This is a genomic window from Streptomyces sp. NPDC024698, from assembly GCF_055559015.1.
In genome coordinates, this window is sequence record NZ_JBVHLK010000006.1 from 505,089 (window position 1) to 526,610 (window position 21,522).

Below are 21,522 nucleotides of genomic sequence, written 5' to 3' on the forward strand. Positions count from 1 at the left end.
CCTCACCCCCGTACCGAGTGCAGGGAGACGATCTCCGCGGCGAGGCGGGCGACCGTCACCGGTTCGCCGAAGAGCCGGGCCACGGGGAGATCGACGTCGAACTCCTCCTCCAGACTCGACAGCAGCCGGATCATGCTCACCGAGTTCAGACCGGCACCGATGAGGTCCGCGTCGTAGTCCGTCGGGCCGATCACGTAGCCCTGTTCCCGCAGTTGACCGGCGATCGTGTCGAGCACCGTCGACTCGTTCATCGCAACCCGCCTTCGATCTCGTCCCGTACGTGCCGCAGGTTCTCCTCCTGGAACACGTCGAAATGCCCGCCCGCCAGCGTGACGGCGCGCAGCGACGGCGCCCATGGCCGCCAGGCGTCCGGGTCCGGTTCGGCCGGCTGCTCACCGGCGCGGAACTCGACGACCGGCACCGGAACGGGGCCGGGCCGCCAGTCGCGCAGCAGCAGCAGGTTCTGCCGGTACACCGCGAACCTCTCGTGCAGTACCGGATCGGTGCGTACGGCCTGTGCCGAGGCGGCCACGCCGCCCGCCCGCCGGATGTCGTCGAGGAATGCGGCCGCCGTCCCCGCCGCGGAGTCCTCGCAGTGGCGCGCCGCCGCTGACACGGGCGTGTCGAGCAGGACGACCCGGGTGACGGGGTACGGGGCCGTGCGCGCGGCCTGCGCGGCGAGCGCGCCGCCGAACGACCAGCCCACCAGGACGCATGGCACGTCGGGGTCGTCGATCCGTTTCTCCAGGTGGCGCAGGCACAGATCCGCCTCGGCGGCCAGGGTGAGGGGAGCGGGCCCGGAGGCGTCGAAGGGGCGGTCGAAGCCGAGGACATGGACGTCGAGGTCGGCGCGCAGGCTCCGGATCAGGCCCGCGTAGCAGGCGACGCCCCCGCCGACGGGCGGGAAGAGGACGACCCGGCCGCGCGGTCGGGTCACCGGGCGCGGGGAGAAGCTCCACACCGCCTCGCTCGCCGACGCCCGGTCGGCCCGGCACAGACGGGCCAGGCCGGTCACCGTCGGGTCGGACAGGAAACGGCCGAACGGGATCTCGTAGCCGAATCGGGCGCGCAGCGTCGACAGCAGCCGGATCGCGTCGAGGGAGCTGCCGCCGGAGTCGAAGAATCCTTCCGTCCCCGGTGCCCTGCCCAGCAGTTCGCTCCAGCAGGCCGCCACCTCCTGGGCGTGCGGTCCCCGGTCGGGCGCGGCCGCTACGGCCGCAGGTGCCACGAGCGGTGTCGCGGGTAGGGCCGCGACGGCGCGCAGACGGCGGTGGTCGACCTTCCCGTTCGCGGTCAGGGGGATCTCGTCCAGGGCGACCAGCGCATAGGGAACCATGTAGGCGGGCAGTTCCTCGCGCAGCGCGGCGATACTCAGGTCACGCCAGTCGGCCGGAGCGCCGGGGGACAGGGTGACGCAGGCCAGGACACCGCCGCCGTCCTGCGGGACGCACGCGGCGCTGCGGCGCACATGGGGCAGGGCGTCCAACAGCGCCTCGATCTCACCCAGTTCGACGCGGTAGCCGTTGACCTTGACCTGCGTGTCGATGCGGCCGAGTATCTCGACCACGCCGTCCGGGCCGCGGCGGCCGCGGTCGCCTGTGCGGTACGTCCAGCCGTGCTCCGGGTCGTCGAAGAACGCTCGCGCGGTCCGTTCCGGGTCGTTGAGATATCCGTCGGCGACGCCGCGGCCCGCGATGTGGATCTCACCGATGTGCCAGTCCGGGCACACGGCGCCCTGGGCGTCCAGCACCAGGATGTCCTGGCCGGGCAGCGGCCTTCCGTACGGGATGGAGCGCCCGGTGCGGTCGGCCGGCGTGATCCGGTGATGGATCGACCAGATCGAACCCTCGGTCGCGCCGCCCAGGCTGATCACCTCCGCCCCGGCGGACAGTCGTTCCAGGGCGGCGGGCAGGTGCAGCGGGATCCAGTCGCCGCTGAGCAGGTAGGAGCGGACCGAGGCGAGGGCGCCGCCCTCCTCGGCGAGCAGCGCGGCCAGCGCCGGGGCCGAGTTCCAGACCGTCACCGCGTGCTCCGTGATGATCCTCGTCCAGGCCGACGGGGTGCGCGCGCGGTCCTCGGGCGGTATCACCACCGCGGCGCCGGCGAGCAGCGGGCCGAAGATGTCGTACACCGACAGGTCGAAGCCGATCGAGGACACCGACAGCACCCGGTCGGACGGCCCGAGGCGCAGCAGATCGTTGAGCGCGCCGATCGTGTTGAGCACGGCGTCGTGGCGGACGACCACGCCCTTCGGCTCGCCCGTCGACCCGGACGTGAAGATGACGTAGGCGACCTCGGGCGTCTCGCGGTCCGGTAGCCGGCGCCCTTCGGGGGCCGCGGTCGGCAGCTCGACCGTCTGGACCCCGCGTCGGTGCCAGGCGTCGGCGGTGTCCCGCTCGTCGGAGGTCACCGCGAAGCGCAGTCCGGCCTGGCGGGTGATGCGGTCGAGGCGGCCCTGGGGCAGGTCCTTGTCCAGCGGGATGTACACACAGCCGGCCAGCAGCGCGCCCAGGACCGCGACGACCTGGCCACGGCCGCGCGGCAGATGCACCGCGACCGGGTCGCCGGTGCGGGCGCCCGCGCTCACCAGCCGCCGCGCGACCTCGGCGGCGGCGTCGGCCAGAGCCGCGTAGGTCAGTGTCCCCTCGCCGTCGAGGACCGCCGCGGCGTCGGGTGTCCGCGCGACGGTCTCCAGGACCCGTCGCTGGAGCGTCTCGCCCTGGGCGCGCGCGGGGCCGCCGGGACCGTGGCCGTGGTGCCGGTCGCCCTGGTGGGGGTCGGTGGGCGGGAGCGTGCGCCGGGCCGGGTCGCTCCAGTCGGCGTCTTCGGCCGTCAGAGTGGCGACTGCGTGGGCGTACTGCTCGATGAAGTCGTCCAGGAAGCCGTCGTCGAAGGCGTCGCCGCGCCCGTCGAAGCCCAGGCGGATCGTGCCGTCGCGGTCCACGATCACTTGATGGTCCAACAGGACCTGTGGCACCCGTAGTTGGACGCTGTCCCAGTCCCGGCGCAGGCCGAGGGCCGCCTCGCGCGGTGTGTCGGTCTCGGTCGCGGTGAACGCGAAGGGGTGCGGCAGCCGGCGCCGGTCGGCGGCCGGGCCTGCCAGGCGCGTGATCTCGGGGCCGCCGATCGAGGAGTGCAGCGACTGCTCCAGGACGCGGCCCTGTATCTCCCGCGCGAGCGACACGAAGTCGCGCCCCACGGCCGCGGGGATCCCCACCGGCAGTGCGATGCCGTGGTTGCCGAGCTGCGTGGAACCGGAGTGCGGGTCCTGCCCCGACTGGACCAGGGTCAGGGTGTGCGGGCGGCCACCGCCCACGGAACCCAGCAGCGTCCCGTACACGGTGAGGAAGACCATCGGCAGGGTCAGGCCGTGCCGCCCGGCCTGCCGGGTGATCGCCTGGGCGGTGGGCCGGTCCAGATGCAGCATCCGGTGCGTCACGGCCGGGCCTGCGCGCCGCCAGTCGGGCCGCAGCGGTGCCTCCGCGCTCTCCGGCAGTCCCGGCGCGACATCCCGCCAGTACCGCTCGTCGCGCTCCCGCCGCCGGGCGTGCCGCGGTCCCGCCGACGGCACCGGCTCGGGGTCGGCCGTCACGCCGTCGCTGTCGTGGACCAGCCCTTCGAGGAACCGGGCGAGCGAGGCGGCGTCCATGAGCCACAGCGCGTAGACGAGGTGGACACGGGCCCGCCGCGCCGAGCGCACCACCGTGACCCGCAGTTGGGGCCATGCGCCGAAGCTGAACGCGTCCGAGCGGAACTCCTCGCGCACACCGGCGTCCACGGCGTCGAAGCCGGCCTCCGCCGCCTCCAGCACGGTGACCGGGACGACCGCTTCCCCGGGGACCGGTTCCGCGCTCAGGTCGTCCGCGATACGGGTGCGCAGGACAGGGTTGCGCCGCACCAGACGGTCCAGTCGCCCCTGTACGGAGTCCACGGCGGACACCGGCAGCTCGCAGGCGAGGTAGTAGCGGGCGGGTCCGCGCAGTTCGAGCCCGTCCCGGTCGCCGACCAGATAGGCGCGCTGGAGCGCTCCGAGCACCGGGACGGGTGGGTACGGCGCGGGCGGGGCCGAGGCGGTGATGGTGCCGGTACGGTCAGGCACGGTCCGCCTCCCGCTCCGTGTCCAGGGCGAGCAGCAGGGCCCGGTGCACCTCGGCGATCACGTCGGTGCCGGCGATTCCCTTGCGGTAGTAGTACGTCATGACCATCTCGGGTCCGGACATCTGGAGCTCCCCCTGGAGTTGGTAGCGCAGGGTGCGGCCGAGGGACCTGGGCGTCCACGCGCCGAGGTCGCGGGCGCGCAGGTTCCGTGGCATCGGCCGCTGGTTGAACAGGACCGTGGACAGCGGGAAGAGGGGGGTGGCGGGCAGCCCCAGATCCGCGATCCGCTGGTCGAACTCCCAGTCGCTGTAGGCCGTCGCGTCGGCCAACTGGCGTGCCAGGACGGTCACGTTGTCGCGCAGGCGGGGTGCGCCCGGTCCGCGGACGATCAGACTGGTGGTGAAGTTGCCGACGATCCCGGTGTCGCTCTCGCCGCGGTTGTTGCTCATCACGATGACGGGCGGACGCTCCAGCCCGAAGACGGAGGCGACCGCCCGCTCGAAGGCGGCCAGGACGACGGTGAACGCGGAGACACCCGACTCCTGGGCGAGCGTGTGGACTTGGCGGGTACACACGATGCCCAGGGGAAGCGACAGCAACTCGCCCTGCGTTCCGCCGGGTTCACCGGTCTCGGGCAGTTCGACCTGGCTGACCCCCTTGAGCAGATCCCGCCAGTACGCGGCCGCCGGGCCCGGCTCCGTGCTTCTGGCCGTCGCTCGGCAGAACGCCCGGTAGCCGCCGTGCTCCCGCTCCGCGACGGGGTTCGCGTCCCGGTTCGCTTCGAGGTCCGCGTCGAGGTTCGGGTCCGTGTCCGCGATCGGCTCCGGGGCTTGGCCGGACAGCATGGTCCGCAGTTCGCCGGCCAGTGTGTCCAGGCCCAGACCGTCCACGAACAGGTGATGCGCCGCCAGCAGTACGGAAGTTCCGGTGGTCCCCCGTACGAGCGCGGCCCGGATCGGGGGTGCGGCCTCGGGGTCGATCAGCTCGGACACCAGCGCGGTCCGTGCGGCCTGGACGCTGTCGCGGAAGGCAGGTGAGTCCGGTGAGCCCGGTGCGGTGCCGGCGTCCACGACCGTTACCGGGCACGCCAGTTGGGCCGGGTCGGTCCAGGTCTGCTCCCGCCAGTCGGCCGTGAGCGCGAGCCCCAGGACGTCATGCCGAGCGAGCAGGGACGTCAGCGCCTCGGTGAGCACCGCTTCGGACAGCCGCCCGTCGACGGGGATCTCGCGGGAGATGTTGCACCAGTCGGCGTTGCCGTCCGCCATGCAGATCCACAGGTACGCCAGTTGGCGGGACGACAGCGGATGGCGGTCCGGCCGCGCGGGGCGATCCGGTGCCGTCGGCGCGGGGCGGCGAGAGAACCCGTCGGCCTCGTCGGCCTTGGCGGTCGCGACGGTCTCGGCGGCCTCGTCGCGCGCGGAGCGGGCCGGGCGGCGTCGGCGGTCGATCTCACGGGCCAGGGACGGCACATCGCGCAGGGCGAAGGCCTCCGCGACGCTCAGGTCCACCCCGTGCACCCGGTGCACCTGAGCCATCGCCGCGAGCATCTCCAGCGAGGAGATCCCGGCGTCGGCCAGGCCCAGGGTGTCGTCGTCGACGTCCAGCAGCGCGCGCAGATACCGCTCGACGTCGGGCCCCGTGGCACAGACGGGATCCGCCGCAGCGGCGGGCGCGGGAGCGAGCCGGTCCAAGGACGCCAGCAGGGCCCGCCGGTCCGCCTTGCCGCTGCGCAGCATCGGCAGACCGGACCGCAGATGCAGGGCGAACCGCGGCAGCCGCCGGGCGCGGCCCAGGGCGTGGATCCTGGCCCGCAGCGACTCCTCGTCCAGAACCCCGTCCGACGCGGTGGCGGCGACGAGGTGCGGGCCGTCGTGATCGAGGACCAGGCACTGGCGTACGCCGGGCAGCGCCTCGATGTCGTCGATCAGGGGCTGGAAGGAGACGCGCCGGCCGCCGAACTTGAGGTCGTTGCCGCTACGGCCGACGATCACCAGGGCGCCGTCGTCCGTCCGGCGCCCGAGATCGCCGGTGGGCAGCGGGACCGGGAACGGAGACGTTCGGTGCCGGTTCCCGGCGGGGGCGTCCAGCAGCCCGAGTGCCGGGGCCCGCGAGGTGATGAGTACCTCGCCGACCCCGGTCTCGTCGAGGTCGGCGAGGGCCACCCGGACACCCGGGCGCGGTACGCCGACCGGGATCGCCCGCGCCCCGGTGTCCAGGCGCTGGACATGGCGCCGGTGCAACTGCGCGAGGGTGGCCTCGGTCTGGCCGTACAGGTTGACGATCTCGGCGCCGGGGGCGAGGGCGGACCACTGCTCCACCACCCGGCGGCCCAGGACCTCACCGGCGAAGAAGACCAGTCGCAGCCGGGGCAGTCCGCCCGCGAGACGTGATTCCTCGGCCAGCCGGGTCGCGATGGACGGGACGAGGAACAGGGTCGTGGGATCGCTGTCGGCCACATGGGCGGCCAGCACCGGCAGATCGAGCTGCGCGTCGGACGGCGGCAGCGACACCACACCGCCCGCGCCGAGCACACCGAGGACCTCCCGCAGCGAGGGGTCGAAGTTGACCCGGGTCAGGGCGGCGCACCGGTCCGATCCGGTGAGCGCGAACTCCTCGCGGAACCAGTCCAGGAACAGACCGAGGCCCTGCCGGCTGCCGACGACGGCCTTCGGCTCGCCCGTCGAGCCCGACGTGGGGATCACATAGCCGGCGTCCGGATCGGTGAACCTCCGCGTCCGCCACGCGGTCTGGGGGCGCGATGAGCACAGGATCGCCCCGGTGGCGGCGTCGAGGACGAACTCGCCGACGCCTCCGATCGCCCCGCGGTACTGGTCGGCCGGGGTCACGTCGTGGCTGATCACCGCGGCGGGGCAGGTGCGCTCCTCCAGCCAGGCGTACTGTCGCGCGCTCAGTCCGGCGTCCACCGGCACGGGCACAGCGCCCGCGCGCCACGCGGCCAGCAGCCCCACCACGTACGCGGGGGAGAGCGGGCCCATGACCAGGACGCTCGCGCGGGCCACGCCGGCCGCGGCCAGGCGCTCGGCCAGGGCGGCGACCGCGGCTTCCAGCTGCGCGTACGTCATCGACCGCCCGCACCACCGTACGGCTGTGTGTGTCGATCGCCGCGCCTGGGCCGCCGGAGAGCCGAGGCCGAGGGCTTCCGGGAGTGTCATGTCGTCGGTGCTTCCTGGTCGGCGACGAGGCGCCTGACCGCCGCGTAGTCGGTCTTTCCGACCGGGGTGCGCGGCAGCGCGGCCGTGAACCGATAGGTCTGGGGCAGTTGGTGGGGCAGCAGCCGCGACGCGGCGTGCACGCGCACCGACCGCGGATCGCATCCGGGGCCGGTCATGACCAGCGCGGCGACCTGTTCGCCGCCCTGCCCGTCGGGCACGCCGACCACCCCGCAGTCGATGACACCGTCGCACCCGCGCAGCGCCGTCTCGACCTCCGTCGGCGCGACCTTGTTGCCCGTGACGTTGATGAACGTGGACAGCCGCCCGCGCACGGACCAGCCTCGCGGACGGGCGAGCAGGAGGTCGTGGGTGCGCAGCCAGCCGTCCAGGAACATCTCCGACTCCGCCGCCGGGTCCCGGTAGTAGCCGCGCGCCAATGCCGGTCCGCGTACCCACAGTTCACCCAGTCGGTCCCCGCCGTCGTACACCTCGGACGGTTCCAGCCGCCACTCGATCCCCGGCAGCGGCAGCCCGATCGAGCCCGGTCCCGCGTCGCCGGCGTCGTAGGCGATGACGCCGATCTCGCTCAGCCCGTAGCCCTGGCGCAGCGGCAGGGCGAACCGCTCGGCGAAGCGTGCCTGGGCGTCGGCGGCGATCGGGGCGCTTCCGGTGAGGGCGAACCGCAGCGACCCGAGCAGCGAGGGGTCGACGCCGCTTGCCGCGTCGAGCAGTTGGTACATCACCGGCAGGCCGCTGAGGAAGGTCACCGCGTGCCCGGCGACGGTGCGTGCCAGGCCCCGGCCCGTCAGCTGAGCGCCACGGGTGAAGACCAGTTGTGCCCCGCTGAGCAGGCTGGGCAGGGCCAGGACGTCGATGCCGTGGCCGTGCCAGAGCGGTAGCGGGCACAGCACGACGTCCCCGGGGCCCAGCGCGGTTTCGCCCGCCCAGGTGTCGACCCGTTCCAGGACGGCCGCCTGGCTCATCACGATGCCCTTGGGTTCGCCGGTCGAGCCGGAGGTGCAGTGGACGACGAAGTCGGCGGGCAGATAGGCGTGGTGGGCCCGCGCACCGTGGGTGGCGTGCTCGCGGTCGCGGTCGCGGTAGGCCGGTTCCCGCACGAGGGAGCCGATGCCGTCGGGGCCGTCGCGCAGCACCAGGTCCAGGTCGAACCTGGCCGCCAGGCGCGCCTGTTGAGCGGGGGTGATCCTGCTGTCCAGCAGGACGATCACCGAGTGGAGCTTGGCGGCGGCGAAGTAGGCGGCGAGGAAGGTGGCGGGCTCCTCCACGGCCAGGCCGATGACGGAACGGCGCGGACCGGCTCCGAGCCGGCGGGATTCGGTTCCTCCGGTCTCAGTTCGGCCGGTCTCGAATCGGCGGGTGTCGGCGTCCGCGGACTCGAGCTGCCGGGCGATGGCGTCGGCCGTCTCGACGAGCCGGCCGTAGGACAGTGCGGTGCCGTCGTACGAGACCACGGCCGTCGCGTCGGACCGCTGCCGGGCGACCTCGCACAGCCACTGATACAGCGTCATGACAGGGCGCCCGCCGGTGTCTTGACGTTCTTGCCGAGGATGTTGCTGAAGTGGCCGTGCATCGCCTTGGCGGCGAACGTCCTGCGGTGCACGGCCTTGGATTCCTCGCGGGTCCGCTCAAGGGCGGTGCGCAGCGGGTCGGTGAGCACGTGCTTGGTGGCCGAGAACGCGATGCGCGGGTAGCGCGCCATCCGGGCCGCCCGCTGTGTCGCCCGGTCCAGGAGGAACTCCGGCTCACAGGTCTCGTCGGCCATGCCCCAGCGCAGGGCGGTGTCGGGACCGATGGGGCGGCAGGACATGAGGGCGTGGCGGGCGGCGTCGTAACTGCCGATGGTGGACAGGACGGCGGCGCCCATGGAGGCCCCGATGCCGTGCTCCAGCTCCGGCATGACCAGGTTCGCCCGGGTGGTCATGATCTTCCAGTCGAACATCATGGCCAGCTGGAAGCCCAGGCCGATGGCATGGCGGTCGATCGCCGCGACGGTGGGTTTGCCGGTGTCCAGGACCGCCAGATACAGGTCGGTGATCCAGTCGATGAGCTCGTCGACCGACTCGTCGGTGGCCAGCAGCATGACCTCGTTGAAGTCGCCGCCCGCGCTGAAGCTGCGGTCGTGTCCGCCGTGGACGACGATCGCGCCGACCGTGTCGTCGCCGTCCGCCGTGCGCAGGGCGCTCGTGAAGGCCTCGGCCATGTCCTTGCCGAACGGGTTGGTCGGCTTGGCGTGGGCCAGGGTCAGGACGCGGGTTCCCTCGACGTCCTCGATGTCGATCAGTGCCACGACGTTCCCCTGTTCTCAGTGGTACTCACGGATGTAGGCGGCCACCGCCGCCTCCAGACACGCGTCGGAGTCGACCGGCTCGTGCGGTGACTCGATCAGCGCTCCGGCCTGTTCGGTGGCGATGAGTTCGTAGAAGCGCTCGACGTCGACGCTGTCCACGCCGATCAACCGGGCGACGGCGCCGGGGAGATGGCGCTGCACCCCGCTGCCGTGGTGCATGGCCTGCTTGGGCCGCCACGCGATGTGGGACGGCAGCAGCGCCTCGGCCGCGGCCCGGATGTGTCCCTTCTCCCGGTCCTGGTGGCGCATGAGTTCGGGGGCCGTGTCCAGGGCGGCCTGGATGACGGGTGTGTTCCAGTACATGTGGCGCAGGGCGTAGCCGTGGGCCGCGGCACTCGCCCCGCTCCATTCGCCGCCCGTGGCCCCGTCGTCAAGACACTGGGCGACGGCACGCCGCAGGTCGGGGACGGTGCCCGCCTCCATGCGGAGCCCGGAGTTGATGTAGTCGGCGCCGATGCCGGTCAGGATGGTGCCGGCGGGGATCGCGTGCTGCTGGTAGACCGCGACGAGGTTGACTCCGCCGGCGACCATCTCCCGGGTCGGGACGCCCAGCATCCGGACGGTTTCGGGGATCGCGCGGAGGACGTCCTTCTCACCGAGCTCGATATGGCGGACCGTCATGCCCAGGTGTGTGCCGAGCTCGTCGGCCGCGGCGTACTCGTCACCCCACGGGGTGCCCAGGGTGGCGAGGTGGTCGAGGATGCCGGCCCGCTGGGCCAGTGCGGCGACGAGCCCGGAGTCCACTCCGCCGGAGACGACGGCGGTCAGGGGCCGAGGAGTGCCGGAGGCGACGACCTCCCGCCGCAGCACCTCGATCTGGCGTGCCCCTGCCTCGACGGCGCTCTCGCCGCTCACGGGGGAGGCCTCCCAGACCGTGTGGACGGTCTCGGTGACCTCCGTCGAACTGCCGCACCCGGTGCGGGAGAAGACGACGCTGCGGCCACCGCCGATGGTGCGCACCGCGGCCCGCACGGCGCGGATCCGAGCGACGCGATCGGACCCCACGCCAAGGAACGCGACGGCACGGGCGGTGAGTTCGGCCAGGTCGGTGCCGATCAGGACGCGACCGGTGCCGGGCTGCTGCCAGTGGCGTACGAGGGTGAGGTTCTGGCGGCTGGTGCGAACGGTGACGCGGCCGTCGGCGAACTCGATCGTGTTGCAGTCGGCCGGGCCGCCGGAGGGCAGCGGCAGACCACGGCCGAACTCCTCGACCACGAGCCGCCCGTCCAGGGGGAGTTCCCCGGCACCGTCGAGCCGTTCAACTGCGAGGCCGGCGCCCTGGGGGCGCAGTTCCAGCAGCAGTGTGGGAAAGCCGGTCATCGGTTCAGCCCCTCTCACGCGACGGACAGGCGGACGAGTTTGCGCGGTTGGCCCGGGAAGGCGGCTCGGCCGTGGACGACTTGGCGGTTGTCCTGGACGATCACCTGCCCGGGGCGCCAGGTGTGGGCGTAGAGCACGCCGGGCTGGTGCAGCACCGCCTTGATCCGGTCCAGCAGTCCGGTGCTTTCCTCGGGCGTGCGGTCCACCACGACGGCGTCATGGGTGCGCATCGGGTCGTCGGGATCGGTGAGGCCGATGACCAGCCTGGTCGTGCCGGTGACGGGATCGTCCTGGACGGGGGCCACCCGGGGATGGCCGCCCTCGGGCCCCTCGCGGTAGTAGCCGCTGATCCGGTTGCGGTACTCGATGGTGACCGTGCGCAGGACGTCGAGCAGACCGGCCGGCGCGTGTGCGAAGAAGGCGGCGTTACTGGCGATCAGAGTCTCGCCGCCGACACCGGGAGCCGTCACGCACCGCATGCCGATGTACCTGACCGCCGGTCCGGCGTTGAAGAGGCCGTCGGTGTGCAGCGGCATCGCACGAGTGGTGAACTGGAGGTTGGCGGAGCCCTCTTGGGGCTGGAGGTCGAGTTTCGTGCCGAAGCCGTAAGTGACCGGTTCGCCCAGCTCCGACATGACGGCGTCCAGACCGTGCCCGCCACCCGCGTCCGGCTCCAGGACGACGAAGCCGTACGCGTCCAGTTTCTCGCGCAGGCCGTGATGCTGTCCGGGTGGACAGACCGCGTGCCGGGCGATGTCCTGCATGTCGAGCGACTTGATCATTTCCACCCCGATGCGATGCGATGCGATGCGATGCGGTGTGACGCGTGTGCGGGTGCGCTGGCTGGTGAGCGGCCAGGTTTCCCCGACGGCCGGATGGCCGCTGGGGCCGTCTGACGTCTCCGGGGCGAGTGTTGGGCCTTCTCAGGTGGTCCCGAATCGTGAACGTACACGCGGGCAGCGGTGGTGAAGTCGATCGTGGAGGCGCCTTGGACGCGTCCTCCAGCGGGTCTCCAGTTCTCAAGTCGACTTCTTCCGGGCCCGCTTGGCGGGGGCGGGTTACGGTCCTGGAGGCTGAGGTACTGGCGTCGGGCGCGGCCGTGGTGAAGTCTGGCGGCACACGGCCTGTCGGCGGACTTCTTCGAGGAGTGCGCCGAGACGACGATGGGGGCAGCGTTCGATGGACCAGGTCGATGGCGACGCACGGAAGATCCGCAGGGCTCCCGCCGGTTTCGGCTGCCCGATGGGCCGTGGGGAGGACGGTACGTGGCAGGTGCGCGGTCATGCGGCGGCGCGTGCCGTCCTGCGCAGCACCGACACGGTCCAGGCGGGTCTGGGCGTCGAGACGGTCGAGAAACTGCCGGCCGGGATCCGGCGGCCCGTACTGTACCGCGACGGGCCCGAACACCGGGAACACCGCCGTCAGACCGCCCGCTACTTCACGCCCCGCCGCGTGGACGAGCACTACCGGGAACTCACCGAACACATCACGCAGAAGTACCTGAACACCCTGCGGACCGACGGCGAGGCGCTGCTGGAGGACCTCACCTTCGGCGTCGCGATCGACGTGGCGTGCGGGGTGATCGGCCTGACCCGCAGCAGACCCGGCATCCAGCGACGGCTGGAGCGCTTCTTCCCCGAGAGGTTCGGGAAGCCCGGCCTCACCAGTGTGCACGGGATCTACTGGCTGTTCCGGCAGAACACCAACTGGCTGCGGATCTACCTCGCCGATGTCCGACCGGCCGTCCGCGCCCACCGTGACCGGCCCGCCGACAACCTGATCTCACACCTGATCGCGGAGGGCTGTTCCAACCCCGAGATCCTCGGAGAGTGCCTCACCTACGCAGCTGCCGGAATGGTCACCACCCGCGAGTTCATGTGCGTCGCGGCCTGGCATCTGTTCACCGACACCGCACTGCGCGAGCGCTACCGGGCCGGGAGCGAGAGCGAACGCCTTGCGGTGATTCACGAGATCCTGCGCCTGGAACCCGCGGTCGCCCGTTTGAGCCGACGGACAACCGGCCCCGTCGACGTCCCGGGCGCCGACGGCACCGTCACCGTGCCCGCCGGATCGCTCGTCGACATTTTCGTGGACGAGGCCAACATCGACCCCAAGGCCGTGGGCGCCGCCGCCACGGCGGTCTGCCCCGGCCGGCCGGCAGCGACAGGGCGGTACGCGGCCGCCCTGTCCTTCGGCGACGGACCGCACCGGTGTCCCGGTGCCGACATCGCGATGATGGAGACCAACGTGTTCCTCGGCCACCTGTTCGCCCTTGACGGCATCCGGATGCTCACACCGCCCCGTGTCACGTTCCAGGACGAGATCGGGGGCTATGTGATCCGCGGACTGCACGTGGCCGTGGACCTCGGGTGACACGCAACCCCTGCTCGCCGCTCCTCGCGGATCGATCAGTAGCCGCCGGTCTGTGACGACGGCGAGGCCTTGGTGATCTGCTTGCCGTCGGTGCCGACCACGTACCACTTGGCACCGAAGGCGTCGAGCCCCTGCCCATTGGTCTGCCCGGCCTTGGTGTCCTCGGCGAACGTGTAGAGCGGGTGCCCGTTGTACGCGACCTGCTTCGAGCCGTCGCTGCGGGTGATGGTGGACAGCAGCTTGCTGTTGACGCCGGTCCCGGCGGTCGGCTTCCCGCTGGCCTTCAGCGGCGGCCAGGCCTTGGCGCAGTCTCCGTTGCAGGTGGACTTGTTGGTCTTGTCGGACTGGAAGAGGTAGAGGGTGTGGCCCTTGCTGTTGACCAGGATCTTGCCGAGCGGACCGGATTGGGCGGACACCGTCGCGGGGGACGAGGTGCTCACCGCCGATCCCGCTGCTTGCAGGCTTCCTGCCGAACCGTGGCTGCCGCCATCGGCGTAGGCCATGGATGCCGTGGTCAGGAAGAGTGCTGTTCCGGTGGCTGCGATGAATGCTCGGGTGTGGTACTTCACGAGAAGTCCTCCGGCTGCGATCGCCTCGGAGTGCCTTGCGGCCGATGTGCCTCGGCACGCCTCCCCTATGTTCCATTACACGCCAAAGCCGACCACCGGTCCACAGGACCGCCGCACGCGCTCTCTGACTGGATCTTGCCTTGGAGCGGCGTGGTGATGGACCGGTCCGTGCCTCATGCTTCTGCGGGTCGCGGGTCGCGGGTCGCGGGTCGCGGGTCGCGGAGTGTGGACGGTGGTCACGTCAGGTGATGAGTCGGCGGAGCTCGGCCTGGGCGCGTTGGACGAAGTTCTTGGCCGTGTGGTCGGAGACGCCGAGGTGGCGGCCGATCTGGCGGAACGACCGTCCTGGTCGGTCGTCCAGGCCGTAGCGCAGGATCAGTGCCTCGGCCAGGCGTGGGTCGAGGCGGGTCAGGGCCGCTCGGGCTGCGTCGGTGAAGTCCATGGCGATCACGGTGTGCTCGGGGTCGGCCAAGACGTACCCGGGTGCCGGCAGCTCTTCCTCGTCGTCAGAGGCCGCGGTGCGAAGCTGCCGGTGGAGGGCTGCGACGGTCGCCGGCGAGATTCCCAGGCACGCGGCCGCAAGTCTCAGGCTGTCCGCGTTCTCGTCGAGGGCCCGGCGCAGGGCCACGGTGCGGCCGACGAGATCGGCGGGCACGACAGCGGGAAACTCCTGCTGGGAGATGGCTCGCTGGATCTCCTTGCGCACCCAGGTGTGCGCGTACGCCCCGAAGGGCACGGCGCGATCGGGGTCGAAGCGGCTTGCGGCGATCAGGAGTCCGAGCATGCCGGCCTGTCGCAGGTCCGACCGATCGATGTGCCAGGTGCGGTAGCGGGCGGTCTCCCGCTCGACGAGGTAGCCATGCTCGGTGACCAGGCGCTCACGCTCAGGGTCGGCCGGGCCGGCCTGGTGGCTGCTCACCGCGATGGTCTCCTGAGGCTCGGTGCTCGTCTGACTTTCCCTCCCACGGATACCGGGAAGAGGGCAGGTTGCGAGGTTCGCATCGCGATCGACGGCCGGTATCACCTGTGGCGGCCGAGTAACACCCGACTCTGGAAGGTCGCCACATGTCTGACGTCAGCAGCTCCGCCTGGCAGCCGTTCGAGATCACGCCGTACGGGGTGGTCCTGCATGTGCCGATGGGCTGGGAGGCGCTGCCTCCCGTTCCGGCGAACGGGCCGGAGATCCTGCGGGCCACCGGAGGTGAGGGCCGGATGCTGATCGTCTTCAAGATGCCCGCCAGGGGTCTGACCGCGGCACAGGTGGCGGACGCGGCTCAGGAGAAACTCGCAGCCCACGGTTTCGAGGACTTCACCCGCGCTGAGACTCGATTCGCCGGGCAGTTGGGAGTGGCGCTCGACTTCGTCACCCGTGACAGCGGGGGAACGGTCGTGCGCCGGACGCGGGAGTACTTCGCCGTACGGGGCGACGCCGCGTTCGTGCTCGGCATGGGCAGTGCCTCATGGGAGGAGCACCTGCCTCTCATCGAGCAGATCGCCGAGCGATTCGAACTCGCTCAATGATCAAGTCACGGCCACCGGTCGACGATCCGGCCCCGGACGACTACGGCGTTCCCCTCTCCGCGGTCGCCCGCCATCGCCGCAGTGTTTCAACCAGCGAGCCCGGTCTCCACGGGTCGGGACGCGTCACGGCTGTAGGCGGACCATCCCCCGACGAAGAGTCGGCCAGGACGCAGACCCGCGTGTTCGAGAGTCAAGAGGTTGTGACAGGCCGTCACCCCTGAGCCGCAGTACGACACGACCTTCGGCGAGGAGTCCAGGTTCACCCCCGCGGCGCCGAAGTTGTCTCGGATCCGCTGTACGGGCAGAAGGCGACCCTGGCCGTCCAGGTTCTCCCGGCAGGGCACGTTCACCGCACCCGGGACGTGGCCCGGACGCGGGTCGACCGGGTCCTGCGCGCCTGCGAAACGGTCGCGATTGCGGGCGTCGACCGCCAGGACGTCCGGTCCCGCCACCTCATCGGCCGCCGCCAGGGCCTCCGCCGGCCAGGGGCGGATCGAGAAATCGCCCTCGGAGGGCGCCGGTTCCGCCGCGGTCAGGGAGCCGGGGTGCGCCGCGAGATGGGCGGCGAGTCCGCCGTCGAGGATCGCTGCGCGACGGCCGGTGTTCCGCAGCATCCACACCAGCCGGGCCGCGATGACTCCGCCTTGATCGTCGTAAGCGACGACGATGTCGGTGTCGTTGATCCCCAGCGTCCGCATGCCCTGCGTGAACACCTCCGGCGACGGCAGGGGATTGCGTCCGCCGGTCGGTGTCGCGGGCCCCGTCAGCCAGCGGTCGAGGTCCACGAACACCGCACCCGGGAGGTGGCCTCCTTCGTACGCCGCTCGCCCGGAGCGGCCGTCCAGGTACCACCTCACGTCTGCCAGAACGACGCGCCCCGGCAAGCCGTTCAGCTCCTCAACCTGCGCGAACGGCGAGACATCCACAAGTTCACTCATGGGCCGACCGTAGCCAGCGGTCCACCATATGAGCAAGATCGTTTCACATGGTGGGATGCCTGTCGCCGCTCCCGTCCGTGTTCCTGATCCGGTCACCGCCGACGGCGAGCGGGGCGCCCGCGCCGACGGTCCGGTGCCGGTGAACCGGAGAGCGCGCCGTACCGAGAATGCGCCCGAAGCGATGCGCCGTGATCCGTTCAGTAGATTTGCGTGAAAGTCGCACAAGTCCGGTGCCTGGGCGGCAATATGGCCTGATCTTCCCCGAACTACGCAGCAGAGGCCGCGCCATGACCAGACCTCAGTTCCCGCCGGATCCCTACGCGACGCCGCAGCGACCGACCCGTCCGGCCGCCGGTGACTCCCACCGGAGCGCGCTCGTCGTGGCCCTGATCGGCGCGGCGGCCACGATCGTCGCGGCCCTGATCGGACTGTTCGTGCAGCTGAGCGGCGACACGGACCAACGCGCCTCCGGTCCGTCGGCCGGTGGCGCGTCACCCACCTCCGACGCGCCCGGCACACCCGCCACCTCCGTCGCTCCCCGCAGCTCGGTGCCGCCGACCACGCCCGTGGCACCCGCGGCGTCCGGCGCACCTGCCGGAACCCCCATCGCCTCGACCCTCGCGTCTCCGACGCCGGTCGGCCTGCCGGAGGAGTTCCTCGGCCGCTGGCAGGGCTACGCCGAGGAGGTCGACGCCACCCGCACCGATCACTACCGCGTCACCGTGGAACTCGACCAGGGCGGCCTGCGCGAGCAAGTCGGCAGCGTCCACTACGCGATGGAGTCCTCCGACTGCTACGGCACCGTGACCCTGACCGCGGTCGGCGGCACGGACCAGGTGACGCTGGGGGAGAGCATCCAGTCCGGCGACTGCGTCACGAACGGGCGCATCACCCTGACACTGCGTCCCGGCGACACGGTGGACTTCGCCTACGAGACCATCAAGCGGGACGGCACCCGGCAGTCGGTGAGGGCGGGTCTGGACCGCGTCGCCTGACCGGCGGCGGGCGCGAGGCGTGCAGAGCGCGCCGAGGGCGCCAGGGGTGAGGGCAGGGGGCGAAGCGTCGAACACGCCGGTGCGGGACAGGACGGCCCGCGAGCCGAAGAGCCTCGGCCCAGGCGTCGGGCGTCGACCCGGCGCCGGTGTCCCGCTCAGGACATTTGTGGGGCACCTTGTGGGACATCTGTACTGCGTGATGTGTGCCGCTTGACCTGCACGGGGCTTCTCGGCCTCCGTAGGCTTGCGGCATGTTCACATCTCACAAACCAGGATCGGACGATGCCTGGGAAGGCACTGTCGAGGACAAGTCGCGGGGCATGCTCGACGGCGCGAACATGTACCACTTCGTCAAGGTGAGGTGTGCGGACGGTCAGTCGCTCAAGGTGCGCCTGGACCGAGGGTTGTGGAAGTCGATCGCGGTCGGCGATCGCATCGTGAAGGAGCCCGGCAGCGGCCCGGCCAAGGCGTAACCCCCGGCACGCTGGACGGGGACCGTGAACGTGGAGCTCAACTCGCCCACCCGGGCAGGTCGATCAAGCCCGGCCGTACGCCATCAACGCTGCGTGAGGCAGCATCAGCACCCCATCCGGACCGTCGAACTCCGCGCACAATGAGTCAAAGTGCTTTCTGATCGCGGTGATTGCCGCCGGGTTCTGGCTCATCACGATCTGGCCGATCGTCGCCACTCCGGCGGCGGGTCCGCTCCACCACTCCTCAGGCGTCGCCTTGTGGTCCCAGGTCAGGGTGTCGCAGCCGACGTTCGTGAGACCCGCGTCCCCGAGCAACGCGGCCAAGCCCTCTTCCGTACGAGGGAAGTCGTCCTCGGCGGCGAGAGCCGGCAGGTGAGCCGGACGGGTGACGCCCGCCGCCTGCACAGCCCTGCCAAGCAGGCTCTGGCCGGCGGCCGCGGGCACCCGCCAGATCGTGACCGCCATCCGGCCGCCAGGACGTGTGACGCGTCGCAACTCCGCCAGGGCTTCCCGAGGTTGTCCGACATGGTTGAGGACGAAGTTGCCGACCGCGGCATCGAACTCGTCGTCGGCGAACGGGAGTCGGGGCAGTCGCGCGAGCCGTACGTCAGCGTCCGGGGCCGCGAGTGCCGTCCGGGCGACCATGTCAGGTTCGGCGTCCGTCGCCGTCACCTTCGCTCCGCGGCCACACGCAAGGACGGCGACCGTGCCCGTGCCTGTCCCCACATCGAGGACCCGTACACCCTCTCCGACCCCGGCGACATCGAGGAGCCTCGGTACCGGATAGGCGCAGAGCTTGGCGAAACTCGCGGCATAGGCATCGGCCCGCCCTGCCCACGTCCGCCGCTCGGACTCATCAAACGCCGTCTGCACTGATCTCCCTCTCCCTGGGACAGCCGCCGCCGCGACCCCAACTGGTCGCCGTCGTCTCCGACGCACGCTGCCGGCCCTGGGCCGCCGCCCGCCGACGGCCACGTGACCTTCAGGCTACGACCCGGCCGCGCAGGATGACGCGGCTGGGGTGAGCCAGGACTGAGGCGTCGAGTGTGGGATCGGTGTCGTAGGCGACGAGATCCGCGGGGGCTCCGTCGACCAGGCCGGGCAGGCCGAGGTAGGAGCGGGCCGACCACGACGCCGCGCCCAGCGCCGCCTCGGGCGACAGGCCCGCACGGACCAGCCAGTCGACCTCCGAGGTGACCGTGCCGCACGGGAAGCTGTCGGTGCCGGCCAGGACGGTGACACCGGCCTCGTGCGCGGCCCTCACGTTGGGCAGCATCGCGTCCCATCCTGCCAGCCACCAGTCCCGGCCGGCGCTCGGTTCGGCGGCCCGCCGCCGGTCGGCTCCGGAGCCGAAGACGCTGAGCGTGGGGACGAACGCCGTGCGTTGGTCAGCCATCCGATCGATCAGGCCCGGGTCCAGGTGCATGCCGTGTTCCAGACTGTCGACTCCGGCCAGGACGGCGTTGCGACTGCCCTCGCTGGTCTGGCAGTGCACGGCCACCCGGCCGCCGATCGCGTGCACGGCCTGGACGACAGCAGTGAGGATGTCCAGCGGCAGCGCGGGTTCGTCAGGCCTCCAGTCCCCGATGACCTTGCACCACCCCGAGGACGCGGTGGCCTCCTCCACGGCCGCGCTGACCAGTTCGGCCTCGCTCACGTCTCTTCCGAAGCCGGGGAAGAACCGGCCCGGGGTGGCCAGCCAGCGTCCGGCCGAGTGGACGCGGGGCAGGTCCGGGTCAGCGTCCACCCAGTCGGGGATACGGGCCGCGGAACCGGGCGTGCGGACCAGCAGCACTCCGGCGTCGCGGTGATCGGTCAGGTGCCGCCGAAGCGTCGCCTCACTGAACGGGTCCTCGATGCTTTCCGTTCCGGGATGCGTATGCGCGTCGACCAGGCCGGGCAGCAGCCAGCCGCCGTCGACGACGAGGTCGGCATCCGGGGCGGTCCCGGCTCTGAGCCGGTCGCCGTCGATCCAGAAGGATCGCTCCTCCCGCTCGGGCAAGACGACGCCGCGCACCTGCAACACCACCAGTGGCCTCCCCATGAACGCGCTGCGCATCGGTCGATCTCGCTGATCCTACGAAGACCGCAGCCGATGCCCTCGCGGGTCCGCCAAGACCCCCGCCAAGACCGCGATCGCCGCGCACATGCCGGCCCTGCGCAGACGATCACGGATCGCACGGGCCGTCAGCGCGCGCGTCGACGTGCGCGGACGAGAGCGACGGTGAGGAACCCGGTCAGCGCCAGGGCTCCCGCGCCCGCGGCGACGCCCCAAGCCGTCAGGCCCGCGCCGCCGGATCCACCGACGGCCTCGAAGCTGATGGGAGCGGTGCCGTTCCTGGGTTCGGAGTCGTCCCTCAGCGGCCTCGACTCGGCGTCCACGAGGCGGATCCCGCCGCGGGTGAGTTTGGACGGGTCGTCGATCCGCAGCTTGAAGGGGAAGGCCAGGTGGAACCCGTCCCGGAGCAGTGGTACGTCGAAGCCGTTACGAGGAGGTGGCCCAGGCCCTCGATGTCCCCATCGGTACGGTCAGATCACGGCTGCACCGGGCTCGCGGCACGTTGCGCGAGGCGTTGGGCGGATCCGATCCGACGACACTGCGAGAGGTACCCGGCCATGACTGACGAGCTCGAACTCCTGCGAAACTGGGACACGGACGCCGCCCCGCTCACCGACCCGGCCCGGGCGAAGGCCCGTCACCGGCTGCTCAACACGATCGCGCGGGCGCAGCAGCCCCCCGACACGGCACCCAGCCGACGGCATGTGCTCCGCCTCGCGACAGCCGCGGTGCTCGCCGTGGCGGTTACGGGAACGGCGGTACTGGTCACCGAGCGTCGCGCCGGCGAGGACGATCACCCCGGACGCGCCGATCGCGTGTCGGGCACAGCGGCCCCGAGGATGGGGAACGTCAGCGCCGTGACCTTGCTGAACGGGGCGGCAACGCGGGCGGGCAGACACGAGGAGCCCGTGGCGCCCCGCAATGATCAGTTCATCTACTCGAAGCGGATCATCAAGGAGACGGAACGCGGGACCGGCGCGGTCAAGACGTACGAGGACGTCAACTGGGACTCGGTGGACGGCTCCAAGCGCTCCTTGACCATGGAACTCGGCCGGGTGATCTGGGAGGAACCCTTGAAGAAGGGCCAGGGCGTGTGGCCGCCTCGGGAGTGGAGCGAACTGAAGAAGCTCCCCACCGACCCGGGGAAGCTCATTCCGGTCCTCGTCGACAGCGGATCGTCCAGCAGGTCGACGAGCGACTTCACCGCACTGGAGTGGTTCGACGCCTACTTCATGCTCGGTGAGCTCCTGAAGTGGCCGGTGCTGCCCCAGGGTCTGCGTCCCGCCGCGTACAAGGCGCTGGCCCAGGTCCCCGGTGTCCAGGCGATTCCGGGAGTGAAGGACTCCGCCGGGCGCACCGGGGTGGGGATCGCCTACACCAAGAGTCCGTACGCGAAGGGCAAGTACCTCATCTTCGACCCGGAGTCCTACGCATTCCTGGGCTTCCGCGACGAACGGACCTCGGCGTCCGGCGACAAGACGTACATCCAGCTCTCCCACGTGGTGGACTGGGCGATCGTCGACCGTCTGAAGCAGCACCCCTAGTGACCTGAGTCAGAGGTTCGTCGTTAGTCGGGCATGAGTCGTCCGGGTCCGAGGATTCCGCCGTTGTCGGTCACTGATGCCCAGCGGGCGG

General features: G+C 71.4%; 18 protein-coding genes and 1 pseudogene. 6 read left to right on the forward strand and 13 right to left on the reverse strand.

The genetic code is table 11. The features are described 5' to 3' along the window. Positions 1 to 2 precede the first annotated feature (2 nt). Genes ACZ4AA_RS17910 through ACZ4AA_RS17940 form a run of 7 tightly spaced genes read right to left on the reverse strand, consistent with a single transcriptional unit; the run spans position 3 to position 11,741 of the window. Positions 3 to 251 carry an acyl carrier protein gene (locus ACZ4AA_RS17910; RefSeq protein WP_467602409.1) on the reverse strand — a complete coding sequence of 83 codons (249 nt, stop codon included), beginning with the start codon at positions 249 to 251 and terminating at the stop codon, positions 3 to 5. Next, positions 248 to 4,099 carry a non-ribosomal peptide synthetase gene (locus ACZ4AA_RS17915; RefSeq protein ID WP_467602412.1) on the reverse strand — a complete coding sequence of 1,284 codons (3,852 nt, stop codon included), beginning with the start codon at positions 4,097 to 4,099 and terminating at the stop codon, positions 248 to 250. The genes ACZ4AA_RS17910 and ACZ4AA_RS17915 overlap by 4 nt, the downstream gene beginning before the upstream one ends. Continuing rightward, positions 4,092 to 7,271: an AMP-binding protein gene (locus tag ACZ4AA_RS17920; protein WP_467602415.1), complete on the reverse strand. Its 3,180-nt coding sequence runs from the start codon at positions 7,269 to 7,271 to the stop codon at positions 4,092 to 4,094. Before ACZ4AA_RS17920 ends, ACZ4AA_RS17915 begins: the two co-directional genes overlap by 8 nt. After that, a complete protein-coding gene (locus ACZ4AA_RS17925; protein WP_467602417.1) occupies positions 7,268 to 8,800 on the reverse strand; it encodes a class I adenylate-forming enzyme family protein in 1,533 nt (510 codons plus the stop codon). Before ACZ4AA_RS17925 ends, ACZ4AA_RS17920 begins: the two co-directional genes overlap by 4 nt. Further along, entirely contained in the window at positions 8,797 to 9,579 is a 783-nt protein-coding gene (locus tag ACZ4AA_RS17930) for an enoyl-CoA hydratase/isomerase family protein (RefSeq protein WP_467602419.1), read from the reverse strand. The genes ACZ4AA_RS17925 and ACZ4AA_RS17930 overlap by 4 nt, the downstream gene beginning before the upstream one ends. A 15-nt stretch (positions 9,580 to 9,594) precedes the next feature. Continuing rightward, positions 9,595 to 10,959 carry an asparagine synthase C-terminal domain-containing protein gene (locus tag ACZ4AA_RS17935; protein ID WP_467602421.1) on the reverse strand — a complete coding sequence of 455 codons (1,365 nt, stop codon included), beginning with the start codon at positions 10,957 to 10,959 and terminating at the stop codon, positions 9,595 to 9,597. A gap of 14 nt (positions 10,960 to 10,973) precedes the next feature. Next, positions 10,974 to 11,741 (reverse strand): TauD/TfdA dioxygenase family protein, encoded by a 768-nt coding sequence (locus ACZ4AA_RS17940; protein ID WP_467602423.1) that lies wholly within the window; start codon positions 11,739 to 11,741, stop codon positions 10,974 to 10,976. Between the two features lie 397 nt (positions 11,742 to 12,138). Here ACZ4AA_RS17940 and ACZ4AA_RS17945 point away from each other — a divergent pair, with 397 nt between their 5' ends. Beyond that, positions 12,139 to 13,332: a cytochrome P450 gene (locus ACZ4AA_RS17945; protein ID WP_467602425.1), complete on the forward strand. Its 1,194-nt coding sequence runs from the start codon at positions 12,139 to 12,141 to the stop codon at positions 13,330 to 13,332. A gap of 35 nt (positions 13,333 to 13,367) precedes the next feature. Here ACZ4AA_RS17945 and ACZ4AA_RS17950 read toward each other — a convergent pair whose 3' ends face one another. Together ACZ4AA_RS17950 and ACZ4AA_RS17955 are read right to left on the reverse strand one after the other, a co-directional pair. Then, on the reverse strand, positions 13,368 to 13,901 hold the full coding sequence (locus ACZ4AA_RS17950) for a COG4315 family predicted lipoprotein (RefSeq protein ID WP_467602427.1): 534 nt from the start codon (positions 13,899 to 13,901) through the stop codon (positions 13,368 to 13,370). 241 nt (positions 13,902 to 14,142) lie between these two features. Continuing rightward, positions 14,143 to 14,820: a sigma-70 family RNA polymerase sigma factor gene (locus ACZ4AA_RS17955; protein ID WP_467602429.1), complete on the reverse strand. Its 678-nt coding sequence runs from the start codon at positions 14,818 to 14,820 to the stop codon at positions 14,143 to 14,145. A gap of 146 nt (positions 14,821 to 14,966) precedes the next feature. On the opposite strand from ACZ4AA_RS17955, the gene ACZ4AA_RS17960 reads away from it, so the two are divergent. Continuing rightward, the gene (locus ACZ4AA_RS17960; protein ID WP_467602431.1) at positions 14,967 to 15,422 is read left to right on the forward strand and encodes a hypothetical protein; all 456 of its coding nucleotides are present in this window, start codon (positions 14,967 to 14,969) and stop codon (positions 15,420 to 15,422) included. 86 nt (positions 15,423 to 15,508) lie between these two features. Here ACZ4AA_RS17960 and ACZ4AA_RS17965 read toward each other — a convergent pair whose 3' ends face one another. Then, entirely contained in the window at positions 15,509 to 16,360 is an 852-nt protein-coding gene (locus ACZ4AA_RS17965) for a sulfurtransferase (RefSeq protein WP_467602433.1), read from the reverse strand. 287 nt (positions 16,361 to 16,647) lie between these two features. Between ACZ4AA_RS17965 and ACZ4AA_RS17970 the strand changes: the two genes are divergently transcribed. Further along, positions 16,648 to 17,355, forward strand: coding sequence for a hypothetical protein (locus ACZ4AA_RS17970; protein WP_467602436.1), 708 nt, complete (start codon positions 16,648 to 16,650; stop codon positions 17,353 to 17,355). Positions 17,356 to 17,606: 251 nt separating this feature from the next. Then, positions 17,607 to 17,828 carry a DUF7489 domain-containing protein gene (locus ACZ4AA_RS17975; protein ID WP_467602438.1) on the forward strand — a complete coding sequence of 74 codons (222 nt, stop codon included), beginning with the start codon at positions 17,607 to 17,609 and terminating at the stop codon, positions 17,826 to 17,828. A 63-nt stretch (positions 17,829 to 17,891) separates the two neighbouring features. On the opposite strand, the gene ACZ4AA_RS17980 is transcribed toward ACZ4AA_RS17975, so the two are convergent. From ACZ4AA_RS17980 to ACZ4AA_RS17990, 3 genes are all read right to left on the reverse strand, one after another. Next, positions 17,892 to 18,701 carry a class I SAM-dependent methyltransferase gene (locus ACZ4AA_RS17980; protein ID WP_467602440.1) on the reverse strand — a complete coding sequence of 270 codons (810 nt, stop codon included), beginning with the start codon at positions 18,699 to 18,701 and terminating at the stop codon, positions 17,892 to 17,894. A gap of 109 nt (positions 18,702 to 18,810) precedes the next feature. Then, positions 18,811 to 19,857, reverse strand: a complete 1,047-nt coding sequence (locus ACZ4AA_RS17985) for an amidohydrolase family protein (protein ID WP_467602442.1) — start codon at positions 19,855 to 19,857, stop codon at positions 18,811 to 18,813. Between the two features lie 158 nt (positions 19,858 to 20,015). Next, the gene (locus tag ACZ4AA_RS17990) at positions 20,016 to 20,210 is read right to left on the reverse strand and encodes a hypothetical protein (protein WP_467602444.1); all 195 of its coding nucleotides are present in this window, start codon (positions 20,208 to 20,210) and stop codon (positions 20,016 to 20,018) included. A gap of 104 nt (positions 20,211 to 20,314) precedes the next feature. Between ACZ4AA_RS17990 and ACZ4AA_RS17995 the strand changes: the two are divergent. Both ACZ4AA_RS17995 and ACZ4AA_RS18000 read left to right on the forward strand, forming a co-directional pair. After that, positions 20,315 to 20,452, forward strand: a pseudogene (locus ACZ4AA_RS17995) (sigma factor-like helix-turn-helix DNA-binding protein); the annotation flags it as partial. Further along, entirely contained in the window at positions 20,445 to 21,431 is a 987-nt protein-coding gene (locus ACZ4AA_RS18000) for a CU044_5270 family protein (protein WP_467602446.1), read from the forward strand. The pseudogene ACZ4AA_RS17995 and the gene ACZ4AA_RS18000, both read left to right, overlap by 8 nt. Positions 21,432 to 21,522: the final 91 nt, after the last annotated feature.